This is a genomic window from Lactobacillus delbrueckii subsp. jakobsenii ZN7a-9 = DSM 26046 (genome assembly GCF_001888925.1).
Classification (GTDB): Bacteria; Bacillota; Bacilli; order Lactobacillales; family Lactobacillaceae; genus Lactobacillus; species Lactobacillus delbrueckii.
Map to the genome: position 1 here is coordinate 1,066,916 of NZ_CP018218.1, position 16,562 is coordinate 1,083,477.

A 16,562-nucleotide genomic window follows, 5' to 3' on the forward strand; every position below is an offset into this window, starting at 1 on the left:
GCATCTTTTTTGTTATCATTAAGTGTTAGCTACTGTAAAGCGAATTAAAGGGGGTAGAGAGCTTGCTTGATCCACAGCAGGTCTTAAAGAAGTATTTTGGCTATGACAGTTTCCGGCCGGGCCAAAGTGAAATTATTGAAAAAGTTTTCCAGGGAAAAAATGTCCTGGCAGTCATGCCGACCGGGGGCGGGAAGTCGCTTTGCTACCAGATCCCGGCCTTGATGATTCCCGGTACGACTGTGGTGATCTCACCCTTGATCTCCTTGATGAAGGACCAGGTTGACAGCCTGCGCGAGTACGGGATACCGGCCGCGGCGCTTAACAGCTCCACAGCCCAGGAAGACGTCAATCCCATCTTAAGAGCCTGCTATGAAGGGAAAATCAAGCTGCTCTACGTGACGCCAGAACGGATGGAGATGGACTATTTCCGCTACCAGCTCAACTTTTTGGAGGTCAACCTGGTCGCCATCGATGAAGCCCACTGCATTTCCCAGTGGGGGCATGACTTCCGGCCGGCCTACCGGAAGCTAAAGGACGGGATAAACGCCCTCCATACCCATCCCAATGTTCTGGCCCTCACAGCTACGGCCACTAAGGCGGTCAGAGAGGACATCGGCCAGCAGCTGGACATTTCCGAGGAGAATTTCGTCATCACCAGTTTTGAAAGAAAAAATCTCCACTTCAAGCTGGTCAACGCGCCGAAAAACAGCCGGGCCTATATCGTCAACTACTTGAAGCAGCACCGGGGTGAGGCGGGCATTATTTATTCCAACACCCGGAAAAAGGTGGAGGGGCTGACCAAATTTTTGCGCCGGGAGGGCTTTAACGTTGCCGCCTACCACGCCGGGATGTCCAATGAGGAACGGGCCCAGGTCCAAGACGACTTCCAGTATGACCGGATTCCCTTGATCGTGGCTACGAATGCTTTTGGCATGGGGATCGACAAGAGCAATGTCCGCTTTGTCCTGCATGCAAACAGCGCCAAAAACCTGGAGGCCTATTACCAGGAAGCCGGCCGGGCGGGCCGTGACGGTCTGGAGAGTGAGGCCGTAATGCTTTTTCACCCCAGTGATCTTCGCCAGTTCCGCTGGTTTATCGACAATTCTGAAGCTGATGAGTCCTACCGGCAGGTCCAGTACCAAAAGCTGCAGACGATCAGCGACTATGCCAATACAGACGAGTGCCTGCAGCAATTTATCGTCCGCTACTTTGGCCAGGACTGCCCGCCCTGCGGCAAGTGCAGCAACTGCTTAAACAGCGGCGACTTCCAGGAGGTGACGGCCGAAGCCCAGGCTATAATCGGCATGGTCTATGACTTAGACGGCCGCTATGGCAAAAAAATCGTTGCCCAGGCTGTGACTGGGTCCAAAGTCAAGAAGATCAGTGAGATCAGGGCTGATGAGTGTGTCCACTACGGCCTACTCAAGGGAAAAAAGCAGGCTGATGTAAGCAGCCTGGTCGACTACTTGGTTTCAAAGGGCTACCTGCAGCTGGTGGGGGACCGCTATCCCTTGGTCCATGTAACCAACCGGGGCTGGGACGTTTTGGACGGCAAGGCCAGAGTCAAAAGGCGCCAGGAAGTCAAAAGTGAGCAGCTTGCTGAAACAGGCGGTGACCAGGTCCTCTTTGAAGAGCTCAGAAAGGCCCGCCGGATCCTGGCCCAAAAGCGGGGAGTGCCGCCATTTGTCATCTTTTCCGACTTGTCTTTGCGGGATATGGCAGCTAGGAAACCGCAAACGCCGGAAGAGCTGCTCCAGTGCAGCGGGGTCGGGGATGCCAAACTGGCCAACTATGGAAAGGCCATGCTGGCCGTAATCAAAAAATATGGATAAAAAACCTTCAGAAGGAAATCTTCTGAAGGTTTTAATCGTTATTACTGCTTTATTTTTTATAAAAGCTTGGCCTTTTCGCACAGGTCGTCAAAGCGTTCCCAGAACTTGTCGTAGTTAGCGGAAGTAACCAGGGTCATTGGCCGGCCATTTTTAGTTTCAAAGAAGCGGGCAGCCCGGTCGCCGTCAGTGTAGACGTCAGACTTGGTGTCACGGGTCGTGGCGATTTCCGGGTAAAGGGCGCTCATGGTGGTCAAAACGTCCCAGAGGTAGTAAGTTGAGTCGACTTCAAATGAGTTGACCAGGGCGTAGACATGGCCCAGGAATTCAAAGGCCGGGTACTTGCGGTTGGATGCAAAGTGCTGGCGCATTTCATCGGTCAGAGGCAGTTCTTCGGTTGATTCCAGGCCGACCTGCTGGATCTTGATCTTGGAGTCCCAGACCGTCTTGCAGGCTTCCGGGTCCCACCAGGCATTCCATTCCTGGGTCCCGTCAGCGCATGGGGCATAAACGTTACCGTGGGCGTTCAAAGACCCGCCCATCCAGTAAAGTTCCTCGATCTTGTCTTGGATGCTTGGGTCAATTTCCAGGGCCCGGGCCAAGTCAGTAAGCGGACCGGTAAAGACCAGGGTAACCGGGCCGTCAGCAGCATGGATCTTGTCGATCATGTCCAGGTGGGCCGGCTTTGCGGCAACTGGCGTTTCAACCGTGCCTTTTTCATTCAAGATCGGGAAGTGGTCCACGGAAAAAGCTGACACTCTCCAGGCTTCCGGGAACTGGTGGACTGCCCGGGAGTCGGACTTGGCCACTTCCAGCTTGTCGCCGCGCTGGTTGAAGCGGTCGATCAGCTTCCGGGAAGCGGAAACGCCTGGTTCAACGTAGCCGTCGGCGTCGGTTACCCCGACCCCGATTAGCTTGATTCCTGGTGCCAAAAGCATGAGCAAAAGTGAAGTAAAGTCATCCATGTTGCTGTCATGGTTCAAGTAGAAGTTCTTCATGAAATCTTGCCTTCCTAAATCCTATAGTCTTAACAAGATTATTATACGTGATACAGGGACAAAAGACAGCCGTTTTCCGAGAAAAAAGTTTATTTTGGACTAAAAGTAGAACAAGACTAGCTATAAAAGGATTATTGTTAAGAGGGCCTTATTTTGTCCCGGTTTGGTCATGGAAAATCATTAAAATATTTTTGCGATTATAGGCGGATCGGTGTTAGAATAATACGTTTCGTGATAAAATCGTACGGTAAATGAATCGCGGGGAGGCAGACATGGCGAGTCAATTGATTGAAAACAAATTGAAATTGCTGCCGGAAAAGGCCGGCTGTTATCTGATGAAGGACGTCAAAGGCAAGGTCATCTATGTTGGCAAGTCCAAAAACTTGAAAAACCGGGTCCGGTCCTACTTCAAGAGCAGCCAGGAGGGCCGCCGGGCCGAGCTGGTCAAGAATATTGCCGATTATGATATCATCGTGGTGGATTCTGACAAGGAAGCCTTTTTGCTGGAAGTCACCCTAATCAAAAAGTACCAGCCTTATTACAATGTGGCTCTGAAGTTGGGGACGGGCTATCCCTATATCGAAATCACGAATGAGAAAAATCCCCAGACCCGCTTGACCTCGATCGTCTACAAGGACAAGGGCTACTATTTTGGCCCTTACCCCAACGTCTACGCGGCCAGCGCGACTTTAAAATTCATCCAGAAGGTCTTCCCTTTACGCCGCTGCAGCGGCTATACCGGCCGGCCCTGCCTTTACTACCATATGGGCCAGTGCCTAGGCAGCTGCTTTAAGGAAGTGCCGCAAAGCGAATATGACGAGCAGATCAAGAAGATCAAGCGCTTTTTGAACGGGGACATCCAGGAGGTCAAGAAAGACTTGACCAATAAGATGCTGCAAGCTTCAGCTGACCTGGAATTTGAAAGAGCCGGGGAACTCCGGGACCAGCTCAAGTATATTGAAGAAACGGTTGAAAAGCAGAAGATCATCTCTAATGACCATACCCAAAGAGACATCTTCAACTATTACGTGGACCGGTCCTGGATTTCCATCCAGGTCTTCTTTTTGCGGCAGGCTAAGCTCTTGCGGCGGGAGTCGCACATGTTCCCTTTGACTGATGCAACTGACCCAGAAGACGAATTCATGTCCTTTATTGCCCAGTTCTACGCCCAAAAGAATCGGGTCAAGCCAAGGGAAGTCCTGGTGCCAAAAGGCATCGACCAGGATGAACTGGCCGCGGCTATCGGTATTAAGGTCCGGACCCCGCAAAGGGGGCAGAAGGCTTCTTTGATGGAGATGGCCCGGGAAAATGCCCAGCTGAAGCTGGATGACAAATTCCGCCTGCTGGAGCTCGGCCAGCGCAAGACTAAAGGGGCCCAGGAAGAAATTTTCAAGGCCCTGGGTCTGCCTTACGGGTCATACATTGAAAGTTTTGACCACTCCCATATTCAAGGGGCAGACCCGGTTTCGGCCCTGGTTGTCTTTAAAGACGGAGAACCCTTTAAGACCGGCTACCGGAAGTTCAAGCTGAAGGGGGAAGTTGAGCACCAAAACAGCGCCGATGAAGTCGGCAACACCCGGGAAGTCGTCCGCCGCCGCTACAGCCGGCTGTTAAAAGAGCATGAAAGAATGCCGGACCTGATCTTGATGGACGGGGGACAGATCCAGGTGGAAGCCTGCGAGGACGTCTTAAGAAACGAGCTGAACCTGGATATTCCGGTAGCGGGGATGGTTAAAGATGACAAGCACCGGACCAACCACCTCTTGTACGGTGACCCGTTTAAGGGCCAGCCTTTCAAGCTGATTCCAATGGATCCGAAGTCAGAAGGCTTTTACTTAATGACCCGGATTCAAGATGAGGTTCACCGCTTTGCCATCACCTTCCACCGGCAGACCCATGCGAAAAACTCCCTGGTCAGCCGGCTGGACTCGATCAAAGGTATCGGGCCGAAGAGCCGGACCAAGCTTTTGCGGGAATTTGGCTCTTTAAAGAAGATCAAGGAAGCTTCTATTGATGATCTGCGCAAGGCGGGACTGACTTTAACCCAGGCGCAGGCAGTCAAAATTTCCCTTTAGCTATTGGGCAAAATAGCTTATGATTAAATGGTAACAATTAACGAAAGAAAGAAAAGGTAAAAACAAGAATGCCAACTCCTTCAACATTTGTTGATCAAACTAAAATTGAAGTCCAAGCCGGAAAGGGCGGGGACGGCATGGTGGCCTTCCGCCATGAAAAATTCATGCCTAACGGGGGACCAGCTGGCGGTGACGGCGGCCGGGGCGGGTCCATTATCTTCGTGGCCGATAACGGCCTCAGAACCTTGATGGATTTCCGCTACCGGCGCAAGTTCAAGGCTGAGCCGGGCGAAAACGGCCGCATCAAGGCCCAATACGGCAAGGCAGCCAAGGACCTGTACTTGAAGGTGCCGGTCGGCACGACCGTTTATGACTTTTTCACCGGTGAAGAAATCGGTGACTTGGTTGAAAATGGCCAGGAGCTGGTCGTTGCTAAAGGCGGCCGGGGCGGCCGGGGCAACATCCACTTTGCCACCAGCGTCAACACGGCGCCGGAAATCGCTGAAAACGGGGAACCGGGTGAATTCCGGACCCTGCGTTTGGAATTAAAGGTCCTGGCTGACGTCGGTTTGGTCGGCTTCCCGTCTGTCGGCAAGTCAACCCTTTTGTCAGTCGTCACCAGTGCCAAGCCAAAGATCGCGGCTTATCAGTTTACGACTTTGAAGCCAAACCTAGGCATGGTTCTTTTGCCAGACGGCCGGGACTTCTCCATGGCCGACCTGCCGGGCCTGATCAAGGGGGCCAGCCAGGGGGTAGGGCTGGGGATCCAGTTCCTGCGCCACGTGGAGAGAACCAAGGTTATCCTGCATATGGTGTCCATGGACCCGAACAACGGCCGGGATGCCTACGAGGACTATGAGACCATCTTGCACGAACTGGCCTCATACACGGAAGATGACCTTTCCAGCAAGCGGGAAATCATCGTGGCCAGCCAGATGGATATTCCAGGCGCCGATGAGAAACTGGCCCAGTTTAAGAAGGACCTGGCCGCGCATGGGGTTGACCAGGAAGTTTACGAACTCTCCAGCGTTACCCACCAGGGCGTTGACCGCTTGATGAGTCGGGCGGCTGACCTGGTCAGCGAGGTTGAAGTCCAAGAGGCTGAAGCTGCCGTTAAGCCCAAGGAAGAGGTCAAGACTAAGACCTACAAGTACCACCGGCCTGAAAAGATGGAATTCACGGTTGAAAAGCTGGCTGACCACGAATTTGAAATTCACGGTGAGCAGCTTGAACGCCTGGTAGCCATGACCAACCTGGACCACCAGGACGGGATCATGCGCCTGGCCCGCCGCTTGAAGAAGATGGGTGTCGATGATGAACTGCGGGCGCAAGGCGCTGTCGATGGAGACGACGTTTACATTGGCGACTTCAGCTTTGAATTCGTGCAATAAGGGATAGATTGCAAAAATAGAATAGAGAAACGAAAGTTAGAAAATTGAAAAAATGAAGAAACGATATATTACTGGCTATGCTGGCTTGCGGGCCCTGGCCGTAATCGGGGTAATTTTATATCACCTGGATCCGGACCACTTTGGCGGAGGTTACCTGGGCGTGCCGGTCTTTCTGGTTTTGACCGGTTATCTGGTAACCAACCAGATTATGGCTGCCTACCGCAATCAGGGCTATTTTGACATCAAGTCCTTTTACCAGCGCCGCTTCAAGCGTCTTTATCCCCCGCTGATCGCCATGCTCTGGCTGACCAGTGCATATATCGTGCTCTTTCAGCGCAACCTTTTAAACAAGCTTTACCAGATTGTCGCCAGCAACTTGCTGGGGGTATATAACTGGTGGCAGATATTCAACGGGCAGAGTTACTTTGAGCGTTTTGCCAATAATGAATCGCCTTTTACCCACTTGTGGACGATGGCGATTGACTGGCAGTTCTACCTGCTCTGGCCGCTGGTGATGGCCCTCTTGGTCAAATTTGCCAAAAAGCGGCGGAATATCTTCTGGGTTCTGGTGGGTCTGTCGGTCTTGTCCGCTCTGGAAATGGCCCTGCTTTTCCGGCCGGGCCAGGATACAAGCCGGATTTACTACGGGACTGACACCCGCTTCTTCTCTTTGGGCCTGGGCAGCGCCATGGCAGTTCTCTGGCCTTTTGAAGAGCTGGACAACCGCTTTACCCAAAAAGATGGGGTGATTCTCAACTGGACGGGGCTGGCGACCCTGTTTGGGATGCTTTTGCTCATGTTCTCGCCTTTGATGAACGCTCAGACCGCTTTCCCATATTATGGTGGGATGTTCATCTTCAGCTTCTTCGTGACGGTTTTCGCGGCGGTAATCGCGGCTCCGGTCGGAATCTGGAACCGGCTGATGACCAACCCGGTCTTTAACTGGCTGGGGTCAAGAAGTTATGAAATCTACCTCTACCAGTTCCCGGTCATGATCTTTTTCGAAAGCCGGGTCAGCGACCTGGCCGACCATGTGACTTTTTACCGGGTGATCGAGATTGGCTTGATCCTCTTGATCAGTGAAATTACTTACCGTCTTTTTGAAAAAAGACGCTACACCAGCGAAGTCATCCGCTACAACTTGACCAAGCTTTTTCAGTGGCCAGTCAAGTTGTCCAAAAACTGGCTGAAGACGGCGGCCTTCTTCCTGGTCTTTTTGATCGGCAGCAGCGGGATCATCTTCTCCCCGCTGGCCAAGGCTGACAACAAGGATGGGGCTTTGATCAAGACGATCAATGACAACTCCAAGCAGCAGGCTGAGATGAACAAGAAGGCCCTGGAATTGATCAAGAGCTCGCAAAAAGCGGCTAAGAAGTCATCCAGCAAGAAGAGCAAGCAGACTTCCAAGGCCAAGACCAAGTCAAAAACGACTAAGTCTAAGAGCGGCGGAAAAAAAGTCAACCAGGAATTTGAGAAGTACGGGATCAGCCAGGCTGACTTGCAAGCCGCGCAAAAGCTGCAGGTGACGGCCATTGGCGACTCGGTCATGGCTTCTTCAAGTGACATCTTGCACCAGCTTTTGCCGCACGCCGTGATCGACGCCACGGTTTCCCGGCAGGCCGACGTGGCCCCCCAGCTGCTGCAGTCTTATGCCCAAAAAGGTGAGCTGCAGGACAATGTCTTGATTGGCCTGGGGACCAACGGGCCTTTTACTGATGACGAAGTCAAGCAAATCATGCAGATTGTCGGACCGAAGCGCCAGCTCTTTTGGATCAACGTCGTCGTGCCAACCCGGTCCTGGCAAAACCAGGTCAACCAGCAGCTGCAGACCTTGACCAAGAAGTACAAGAACTTGACCGTCATTGACTGGTACGGCTACGCCCACAGCCAGTCCAGCTGGTTTTACGACGACAAGACCCACCCGAATAATGTGGGGCAAAACTACTACAGCACTTATATCGTCAAAGAAATGGTCCGCGCCAGCGGATCGAATTAGCCTTTTTATATTTGTTTGGAAAAGAATGGGAGTTAAATGGAACTGGAATTTCTTGGCACCTGCTCGGGCCAGCCGTCAAAGCTTCGGAACGTCTCGAGCCTGGCTTTAAAACTATTGGATGAGCTGAACGAGATTTGGCTCTTTGACTGCGGGGAAGCAACCCAGCACCAGATTCTGCGCACCAATATCCGCCTGCGCAAAATCACGAAGATTTTTATCTCGCACAATCACGGCGACCACATTTTCGGTCTACCGGGCCTCTTGTCAACCAGGTCCTTTCAAGGCGACGTCGGCCCCTTGACCATTTACGGGGCAGCAGGGATTGAACAGTTCGTCAAGACCTCTCTCAGGATTTCAAAAGCGAAGATTTCTTATCCAATCAAATTCGTCACCCTGGAAGAAGGCGGCAAGATCGTCAGTGAGCGGGGCTTTGAGGTTTATACTGAAAAGCTGGACCACCGGATCGACAGCTGGGGCTTCCGGGTGGTTGAAGCTGACAAGGCCGGTGAGCTTTTGATGGACAAGTTGGCGGAATTTAAAGTGCCAAACGGCCCGCTCCTTGGTAAACTAAAGAGGGGTGAGCAGGTTGAACTGGCTGACGGCACGGTGTTGAACGGCAAGGATTTCTTAGGCCCGGCCAAGAAGGGGCGGGTAGTGACCGTGATTTACGACACCCGGTCAACGCCGTCAATCCGCCGCCTGGCTGACCATGCTGATGTCTTGGTCCATGAAGCGACCTTTGACGCCAGCGAAGGTAAGCTGGCCAGGGACTATTACCACTCAACGTGTACACAAGCCGCTGAGACGGCTAGCGCCTGCCATGTCGGGCATTTATACCTGACTCATGTTTCGGCCCGCTACGTGGGCCCTCTGGCCAGCCAGATGGTCAAACAGGCGCGGGAGATCTTCCCGGCCACGACTTTGGCCAAGGACCTGGACAAGTTCGTAGTTCCAATGAAAGGTTAACGTGATAAAGATGAGTGATTCATTACGCAATAAAGTTGTAGTTATTACCGGGGCCAGCAGCGGGATCGGCCGGTCAATTGCCCTGGAAAGCGCCAGCCGGGGCGCCACGGTTGTTTTGCTGGCCCGCCGCCTGGACAAGCTGGAGGAAATCGCTGCTGAAGCCAGGGAATTGTCTGCTTCAGCAGCTTTCGCCGTCAAGGCTGACCTGGGCCTGGCCAGCGACATCGAAGCGGCTTTTGACCAAGTTAAGGAAAAGGTCAAGCACATCGACTACCTGGTCAACGCGGCTGGTTTCGGCAAGTTTGAGGAATTCATGGAAGCTGACATGCAAGACGCCACGGAAATGTTCCAAGTTGACGTCCTGGGCTTGATGTACATGACCCGGCTTTTTGGCCGCCTGATGCTGGAGCAGGGCAGCGGGCAGATCATCAACTTTGGCTCCATGGCCGGTAAGGTGCCGACGACCAAGTCAGCGGCTTACAGCGCCGCCAAGGCAGCCGTAATCCAGTTCTCCAACGTTCTGCGCCTTGAACTCAAGCCTTTTGGCGTCAAGGTCATGACCGTCAACCCGGGTCCGGTTTACACCAACTTCTTCAACATTGCCGATGCAAGCGGCCAGTACGTCAAGAATGTCCAGGCCTTCATGCTTGACCCGGACGACGTTGCCTGGGAAGTAGTCCACTACTTCGGTTCAAACAAGCGTGAGCTCAACCTCCCGGTCAGCCTGGCGGCTTTGGCCAAATTGTACAACTTGTTCCCGGGGATCGGGGACAAATTGTCGCTTGAATTTGCCTCCCGCAAATAAATAAAGTAAGGTTTTTCTTGATTTATTTGCCAGGCAATAGTATTATTTAATTACTTGAGTATTTAGGTCACCGACTTGATACTGTGATATTACAATAAAGGAGATCAGTTATAAATGGCAGTTCCTGCAAGACATACTTCTAAGCAAAAGAAACGGTCACGTCGCGCTCACTTGAAGCTCAGCGTGCCAGCAATGCACTACGACGCAACTACTGGTGAATACCGTTTGAGCCACCGTGTTTCCCCTAAGGGTTACTACAAGGGTCGTCAAGTAGTCAGCGAAAACAACGCTAGCGATAACGACTAATTTAAAAGGCACCTGTTTTTCTGGTGTCTTTTTTTATGCCAAAAATTAGGATTGAGGAATTCGAAGAATGAAACTGGTTTTTTTACATTCAAGCGACACCCACGGCTACTTGCTGCCAACTGACTACCAGAGCACGGGCGACTACGACGCTCCTTACGGCCTTAGCAGGGTAGCCAGCGCTATCAAGGCGGAGAAGGCCAAGTGGGGGGCAGACCACGTCATCGTGACTGATGCCGGCGACTGCCTGCAGGGGTCTCCTTTGGCTGCTTACACCCATGGCAGCAAGAATCTGGACAACCTGGCCCGCTTTACTGCTGCTTACAACGCGGTCGGCTACGACGTCCGCTGCCTGGGCAACCATGACTTTAACTTTGGCCAGGAATACATGGCCTACTATGTGGACAACAACAAGGCTCCATTCGTTAACTGCAATATTTTGGATACCGAAACCCAAGTGCCGACTCTGGGCCGGGACTACGTGATCCTGGAAAGAAGCGGGGTCAAGGTTGGCGTTTTGGGGATTACCACCCAGTACATCCCTCACTGGGAAGCAGCTGACCGGATCAAGGGCCTGGCCTTTAAGTCTGCTTACGAACAGATCGCTCATTTTGCCAAGATCATCAAGCCACAAGTCGATGTCCTGGCCGTCCTTTACCACGGCGGCTTTGAAAGTGACATCGCCAGCGGGGAAGCAACTGAACCGCACAACGGGGAAAACGAAGGCTACCGGATTCTGACTGAGATCCCGGAAGTCGACGTCATGCTGACGGGCCACCAGCACCGGAGACTGAACATGATAAGCCCGTCCGGCAAGCCTTGCGTGCAGCCGGGCTACCGGGGCGAGGCGATTGCGGAAGTCGTTTTAGACCTGGAAAAGACGGAAGCAGGCTACAAGGTCAAAGAAGCGACCAGCGAATTGATCGACACCAAGGACTTTGCATCAGACCCGGAAGTTGAAGAAATCGTTAAGCCGCTCGATCTAGCCACCCAGAAATGGCTTGACCAGCCAATTGCCCACCTGGACCAGCCAGCCCCGATTGAAGATGCCAACAAGGGCCGGATTGAAGGGGCACCTTTCATCAACCTGCTCCAGCAGATGCAGCTCTACTTCACCCACGCTGACCTTTCAGCCACGGCTGTGATGAATGACGTGGCCAAGGGTTTTGGCAAGACGGTAACCATGCGGGACATTCTTTTGAACTACCCATATGCCAACCAATTGGTCAGCGTCAAATTGACTGGTAAGCAGCTCCGTCACATTGTAGAGCACACGGCCAGCTTTTTGGAAAAAGACGAAAACGGCAAGATCCACTTTATCGACCGCTACCTCAAGCCAAAGCCGGAACTTTACCACTTTGACGTCTTTTACCCACTGGAATACGAGGCTGACCTCTCCAAGCCGGTCGGCCAGCGTTTGACCAAGCTGAAGTTCAAGGGCCGGGATATTCAAGATGACCAGGTCTACCACCTGGCCGTCAACAACTATCGGGCCAACGGGGGCGGTTTCTACCCGGAATACAGCTTGGACAAGATCGAATTCTCCTTGGACAAGGACTATGTCCAGATGTTCAGCGAATACCTGACTCAAGGAGAGGTCAAGGTCGACACGAAGAAGTACTACCGCTTCTATTAGTGACGAATAACGAAGAAAAAGGCCGCCAGGCCTTTTTTTTCATGCCTTTGTGGCATAATAAAAGCAGCAATTTAAGGAGGTGGAATATGCCAGGAGAAAATGTGCGCGTGCAAGGGAAAGTGGTTAAGAGCCATTTGACTTCCTTCGTTTCAGCCGAAGAATTGCGGCAGGTGCAGGCAGCGGAAAAATTAGCCGGCCTGCCTGTCCACCAAAAGCCCTATGCTTTCGTGACCTTGAAAGACTGGGAGCTGGTTGCCGGCCATTTAGAAAAGAATTTGCCGGGAGCAATTGTTTCTTTTGAGGCGGCCGAAGGGGTCCTGCCCTGGCTGGCCAAAGAAGAAGGCGGCAATCTCAAGCAGATTTTTGGCCAGGAAGTCCCGGCCGGGAAAGTGGTGACTTTGACTCTCAGCCAAGCCGGGAGAAATGGCAATTGGCAATTGCAGCTGGATGGGGTGATCATGGCTGCCCAAAAGCCAAATGAAGCAAATAAAGCAGAAGAAGTAAAGGGAGTTAAAGGAGCTAAAAAAGCAAAAGGAGCAAAAGAAAAGACTGAGTCTTTTGCCGGGAAAATGGTTGATGCCCAGGTTAAATTGGGCGGGCAGACTTTGCCCCTGCATGACTATCAGCTCTACAGCATGAACTTTATTATGGACCACCCTTACTGCGGGATTTTCCTGGATATCGGCTTGGGCAAGACCTTGACGACCCTGGCTGCCCTGGCTAAATTGCGGGAAGAGGGGATGAAGGGGCATATTTTGGTGATCGCCCCAAAGACCGTGGCTAAGTCGACCTGGCAAGATGAGATTGATAAGTGGAACTTGCCGTTTAAGACCCAGTCCTTTTTGACCGATGAAAAAGGCCGCCAGCTGACTCCAGCTGGCCGGCAAGAGCTCTATGAAGCTGCCGCGGCCAAGGCCGCCAAGGGTGACTGGCAGCTGTATTTTGCCAGCCGGGACCTGGTCAACAAGCTGGTTGACCTGGGTCCCTGGCTCTTTAAAAACGTGGTAATCGATGAGTCCCAGTCATTCAAGTCACCGGCTTCCCAGCGCTTCAAGGCCTTAAAGAGCGTGCGGGGGAGAATCCAGCGCCTGATTGAACTGACCGGGACCCCGGCGCCTAATTCCCTCCAGGACCTGTGGTCACAAATCTACCTCTTGGACCAGGGAGAGCGGCTGGGCAGGAGCATCACGGCCTACCGGCAGCAGTACTTTGAGCCGACCTTGCTGGTCAACAACCACCCGGTCAAGTGGCGGCTTTTGCCAGGAAGTGAGGAAAAAATCTACCGGGCCATCGACGATATCGTCATCTCCATGAAAAATACCCGGCTGAAATTGCCGGAACTGACAGAGAGCCTGGACTGGGTGGAAATGCCTCCAAGGGCCAAAAAGAGCTACCAGCAGCTGAAAAAAGACCAGGTCCTGGACCTGTCTGGCCAGGAGCTTAGCGCCGATAACGCGGCTGTTTTAGCCGGCCGCCTGCGGCAACTAGCCAGCGGTGCCATCTATGAAGAAGACGGGGAGCATTACCAGGAGATTTTTGATGAAAAAATAGAAAGCTGCTTCTACTTAACCAGCAATACGGCTACGCCCAGCCTGGTCGCTTATTATTTCAAGTCAGACGCCTCCCGCCTTTTAGCCTTTTACCGGAAAAACGGGGTTAAGGCTGAGCTTTTTGACGGCTCACCTGGCATGATCCGCCGCTGGAACAAGGGCAAGATCCCGGTTATGCTGGTCCAGCCGGCCAGCGCCGGGGCGGGCCTTAACCTGCAAGAAGGGGGCCATACCCTGATCTGGTTTACCCTGCCCTGGAGTCTGGAGCAGTACCAACAGATGAATGGCCGCCTTTACCGGCAGGGACAGAAAAAGCCGGTCATCATTCACCATCTTTTGACGAAGGGAACGATTGACCGGCATGTATTAGACAGCTTGAAAAAGAAAGACCTCTCCCAGCAGGCCTTGCTGGCGGCGGTCAGGCGGACGCTTGCCTAGTCGCCCGGGCTGTATTTCTTGAAAAAGATAAAAGAAAATTTGAGGGCCAGACTTTGTTTGTGCATGGCATTGAACACCTCACTAATTATGAACAGAAATTTTTATTATTTTTTCTATATTTTAACAGATTTGCTTATGCTCGCAGCAGAATCTGCTGACTGAGTTACAATAAAGGCAGCAAGCAAAGCAAGAAACAAGATTGGAGGAAAAAGATGGATTTAGCAGAAATTCAAAAGCAGGCCAAGCAGGCCGTCAGTGAAATTGTCGAGGCATCCGGGATCAAGGCCGGCCAGTTTTTCGTGGTTGGCTGCTCTTCAAGCGAGGTCTTAGGTGAGGCGATCGGCACCAATACCAGCACTGATGTTGCTGAAGCCCTTTACCAGGGGATCAATGAAGTTTTGGCAGAAAAGCGGATATTCCTGGCCGCCCAGTGCTGCGAGCACTTGAACCGGGCCCTGGTGGTCAGCCGGGAAGCGATGGAAAAGTATGACTTAGAGCAGGTCAACGCTATTCCCCAGCCAAACCATGCCGGCGGGGCTTTCGCGACCGTAGCCTACCAGAAAATGCCAAATGCGGTACTTGTAGAAGACATTGCTGCCCGGGGGGAAGCCGGGATTGACATTGGCGGTACCTTGATTGGGATGCACCTGCATCCGGTGGTCGTTCCCCTGAGAATTTCCCTGGACAAGATCGGGGAGGCCAGAATCATCTGTGCCCGCCGCCGGCCAAAGTATGTCGGCGGCCAGCGGGCCATCTACGATCAGGCTTTGATGTAAGAAAATATTTAATTTTTTCTAAAAATAATAGACGCCATACTATTAATACATAGGCTTAGGAGTTTTCGGTTAGCAAGATTACGGTCAAGAGCGCTTTGGACTTGCTGGAGCAGGAAGGCTTTGTCTATAAGGAGTCAGGCCTGGGAACCAATGTCTTGTCCAACTTGACCCTTTTGGACGACGAGCCTCTGGTGATTGAGCATACCTATATGCCGGTCAGCCAGGTGCCGGCCCTGTCCAAAAGGATCTTGGAAGGGTCGATCTATTCTTACCTGCACAAGAAGCTGCATATCAAGTTTGGCGGGGTCTTCCGCCGGATCAAGGCTGATCTGCCAGATAAATATGACCGGCAGTACCTTGGGGCCAACGAAAGCACGCCGATTCTGGAAATCGAGCAGATCGTCTGGACCAATTCCGGGGTCAACCTTGAATATTCTCGGTCAAGAAACCTCTACAGCAACCGGTCTTATATCATGGTCGAAACCAGCCATTAAACTTACGAAAAAATACCCACTGAAGGAAAGCAAATCTTCAGTGGGTATTTCTTTGTTATCATATTTACGCCGATTGTAAAATTAAACTGAACACTGTTCCGATCCAGTAAGAAAAATCGTTTTCACTGGATTAGAGCACAAAAAATCCATTTCAACCATCTGGTAGAATATGAATTACCACAAACATTTCTAGAGAGGTTAAAATGGATCATTCTTATTCTAACACTAAACTACACCAAAAAGGCAAGCACCTTAAGCTAAACGACCGGACTACAATCCAGGAGCTGCACTCTAAGGGCTACTCTAATCGTGCTATAGCTAGAGAACTTAACTGCTCACCAAGCACGGTCGGATATGAGCTCAAAAGAGGCACAGTATCCCTGTATACCGGCAATGTGAAGCGGTATAAAGCCGTCGAAGGGCAAAGCACTTACGAACTACATAGAAGCGAATGCGGCCGCAAGAGCTTGTTTCTTCGCAGAAATAAGTTCATCGACTATGTTTCCCACTGCTTCCATAATCGAGGCTGGTCTCTTGATGCTTGCGTGGGTTATGCTTTGGCCAAGGGAATCTTCCAGAAGGATCAGGTCGTATCAACCAAAACTCTGTATAACTACGTTGACTTGGGCCTAATGGATATCAAGAACGGTGATCTTCCAGAGAAGGTCAAGCGCAATACCAAGACTCGTCGTGCCCGTGTAAACAAGCGTATCTTGGGACGAAGCATCGATGAACGTAGTCCTAGAATCGAAAGCCGTAAGGACTTTGGTCACTGGGAATGCGATCTGGTTCTTGGACACAAGACTAAGGACGATGATGTGTTGCTTACTCTGTGCGAACGAAAGACGCGTCAGTTCTTCATGATCAAGATCGAGGATAAAACCTCAGCTAGCGTTATGAAGGCATTTGATAAGCTTCGAGAGTACTACGGATCCAAATGGAATCAAATCTTTAAGTCTATCACAACCGACAATGGATCTGAGTTCGCAGATCTATCCGATCTTGAGCAAGTTTCCAAGACTCTTGTGTACTACGCTCACCCTTATACATCCTGTGATAAAGGCAGCGTAGAACGGCACAACGGGCTTATCAGACGCTATATTCCCAAGGGAGACCGTATGGATAAGTACAGTGTGGAAGATATTGCTAAGATCGAGGTATGGTGCAACTCTCTTCCTCGGAAGATCTTAAACTACAAGACTCCAGAAGAGTACTTTGACACCGAACTTGACCGCATTTACCGGCGTAGATAGTCAAAATCTACCAGATGTTATGGTAAGTGTTCAATTTATTCTTGCAATTGGC

General features: G+C 51.8%; 13 protein-coding genes. 12 read left to right on the forward strand and 1 reads right to left on the reverse strand.

Annotated elements, in window-relative coordinates; translation table 11 throughout:
• Positions 1–62: 62 nt before the first annotated feature.
• The gene (gene recQ / locus LJ046_RS05495; RefSeq protein WP_002879195.1) at positions 63–1,832 is read left to right on the forward strand and encodes a DNA helicase RecQ; all 1,770 of its coding nucleotides are present in this window, start codon (positions 63–65) and stop codon (positions 1,830–1,832) included.
• A gap of 56 nt (positions 1,833–1,888) precedes the next feature.
• On the opposite strand, the gene LJ046_RS05500 is transcribed toward recQ, so the two are convergent.
• Positions 1,889–2,827 (reverse strand): nucleoside hydrolase, encoded by a 939-nt coding sequence (locus LJ046_RS05500; protein ID WP_002879196.1) that lies wholly within the window; start codon positions 2,825–2,827, stop codon positions 1,889–1,891.
• 272 nt (positions 2,828–3,099) lie between these two features.
• Between LJ046_RS05500 and uvrC the strand changes: the two genes are divergently transcribed.
• The 11 genes from uvrC (at position 3,100) to LJ046_RS05555 (ending at position 16,510) form a co-directional block, all read left to right on the forward strand.
• Complete coding sequence (gene uvrC, locus LJ046_RS05505) at positions 3,100–4,902, forward strand: excinuclease ABC subunit UvrC (protein WP_002879197.1); 1,803 nt, start codon at positions 3,100–3,102, stop codon at positions 4,900–4,902.
• A gap of 68 nt (positions 4,903–4,970) precedes the next feature.
• Positions 4,971–6,293: a GTPase ObgE gene (obgE, locus tag LJ046_RS05510; RefSeq protein WP_002879199.1), complete on the forward strand. Its 1,323-nt coding sequence runs from the start codon at positions 4,971–4,973 to the stop codon at positions 6,291–6,293.
• A 52-nt stretch (positions 6,294–6,345) separates the two neighbouring features.
• Positions 6,346–8,289: an acyltransferase family protein gene (locus LJ046_RS05515; protein WP_002879201.1), complete on the forward strand. Its 1,944-nt coding sequence runs from the start codon at positions 6,346–6,348 to the stop codon at positions 8,287–8,289.
• Positions 8,290–8,325: 36 nt separating this feature from the next.
• Positions 8,326–9,255 carry a ribonuclease Z gene (rnz, locus tag LJ046_RS05520; protein WP_002879202.1) on the forward strand — a complete coding sequence of 310 codons (930 nt, stop codon included), beginning with the start codon at positions 8,326–8,328 and terminating at the stop codon, positions 9,253–9,255.
• Positions 9,256–9,265: 10 nt separating this feature from the next.
• Positions 9,266–10,060 carry an SDR family NAD(P)-dependent oxidoreductase gene (locus LJ046_RS05525; protein WP_002879203.1) on the forward strand — a complete coding sequence of 265 codons (795 nt, stop codon included), beginning with the start codon at positions 9,266–9,268 and terminating at the stop codon, positions 10,058–10,060.
• Positions 10,061–10,174: 114 nt separating this feature from the next.
• The gene (gene rpmF, locus LJ046_RS05530; RefSeq protein WP_002879204.1) at positions 10,175–10,366 is read left to right on the forward strand and encodes a 50S ribosomal protein L32; all 192 of its coding nucleotides are present in this window, start codon (positions 10,175–10,177) and stop codon (positions 10,364–10,366) included.
• A 67-nt stretch (positions 10,367–10,433) separates the two neighbouring features.
• On the forward strand, positions 10,434–11,999 hold the full coding sequence (locus tag LJ046_RS05535; RefSeq protein WP_002879206.1) for a bifunctional metallophosphatase/5'-nucleotidase: 1,566 nt from the start codon (positions 10,434–10,436) through the stop codon (positions 11,997–11,999).
• Positions 12,000–12,085: 86 nt separating this feature from the next.
• The gene (locus LJ046_RS05540) at positions 12,086–13,987 is read left to right on the forward strand and encodes an SNF2-related protein (protein ID WP_002879207.1); all 1,902 of its coding nucleotides are present in this window, start codon (positions 12,086–12,088) and stop codon (positions 13,985–13,987) included.
• A gap of 212 nt (positions 13,988–14,199) precedes the next feature.
• Positions 14,200–14,763: a TIGR01440 family protein gene (locus LJ046_RS05545; RefSeq protein WP_002879208.1), complete on the forward strand. Its 564-nt coding sequence runs from the start codon at positions 14,200–14,202 to the stop codon at positions 14,761–14,763.
• 95 nt (positions 14,764–14,858) lie between these two features.
• On the forward strand, positions 14,859–15,257 hold the full coding sequence (locus LJ046_RS05550; protein WP_002879209.1) for a UTRA domain-containing protein: 399 nt from the start codon (positions 14,859–14,861) through the stop codon (positions 15,255–15,257).
• A gap of 203 nt (positions 15,258–15,460) precedes the next feature.
• The gene (locus LJ046_RS05555; RefSeq protein ID WP_072557712.1) at positions 15,461–16,510 is read left to right on the forward strand and encodes an IS30-like element ISL7 family transposase; all 1,050 of its coding nucleotides are present in this window, start codon (positions 15,461–15,463) and stop codon (positions 16,508–16,510) included.
• Positions 16,511–16,562: the final 52 nt, after the last annotated feature.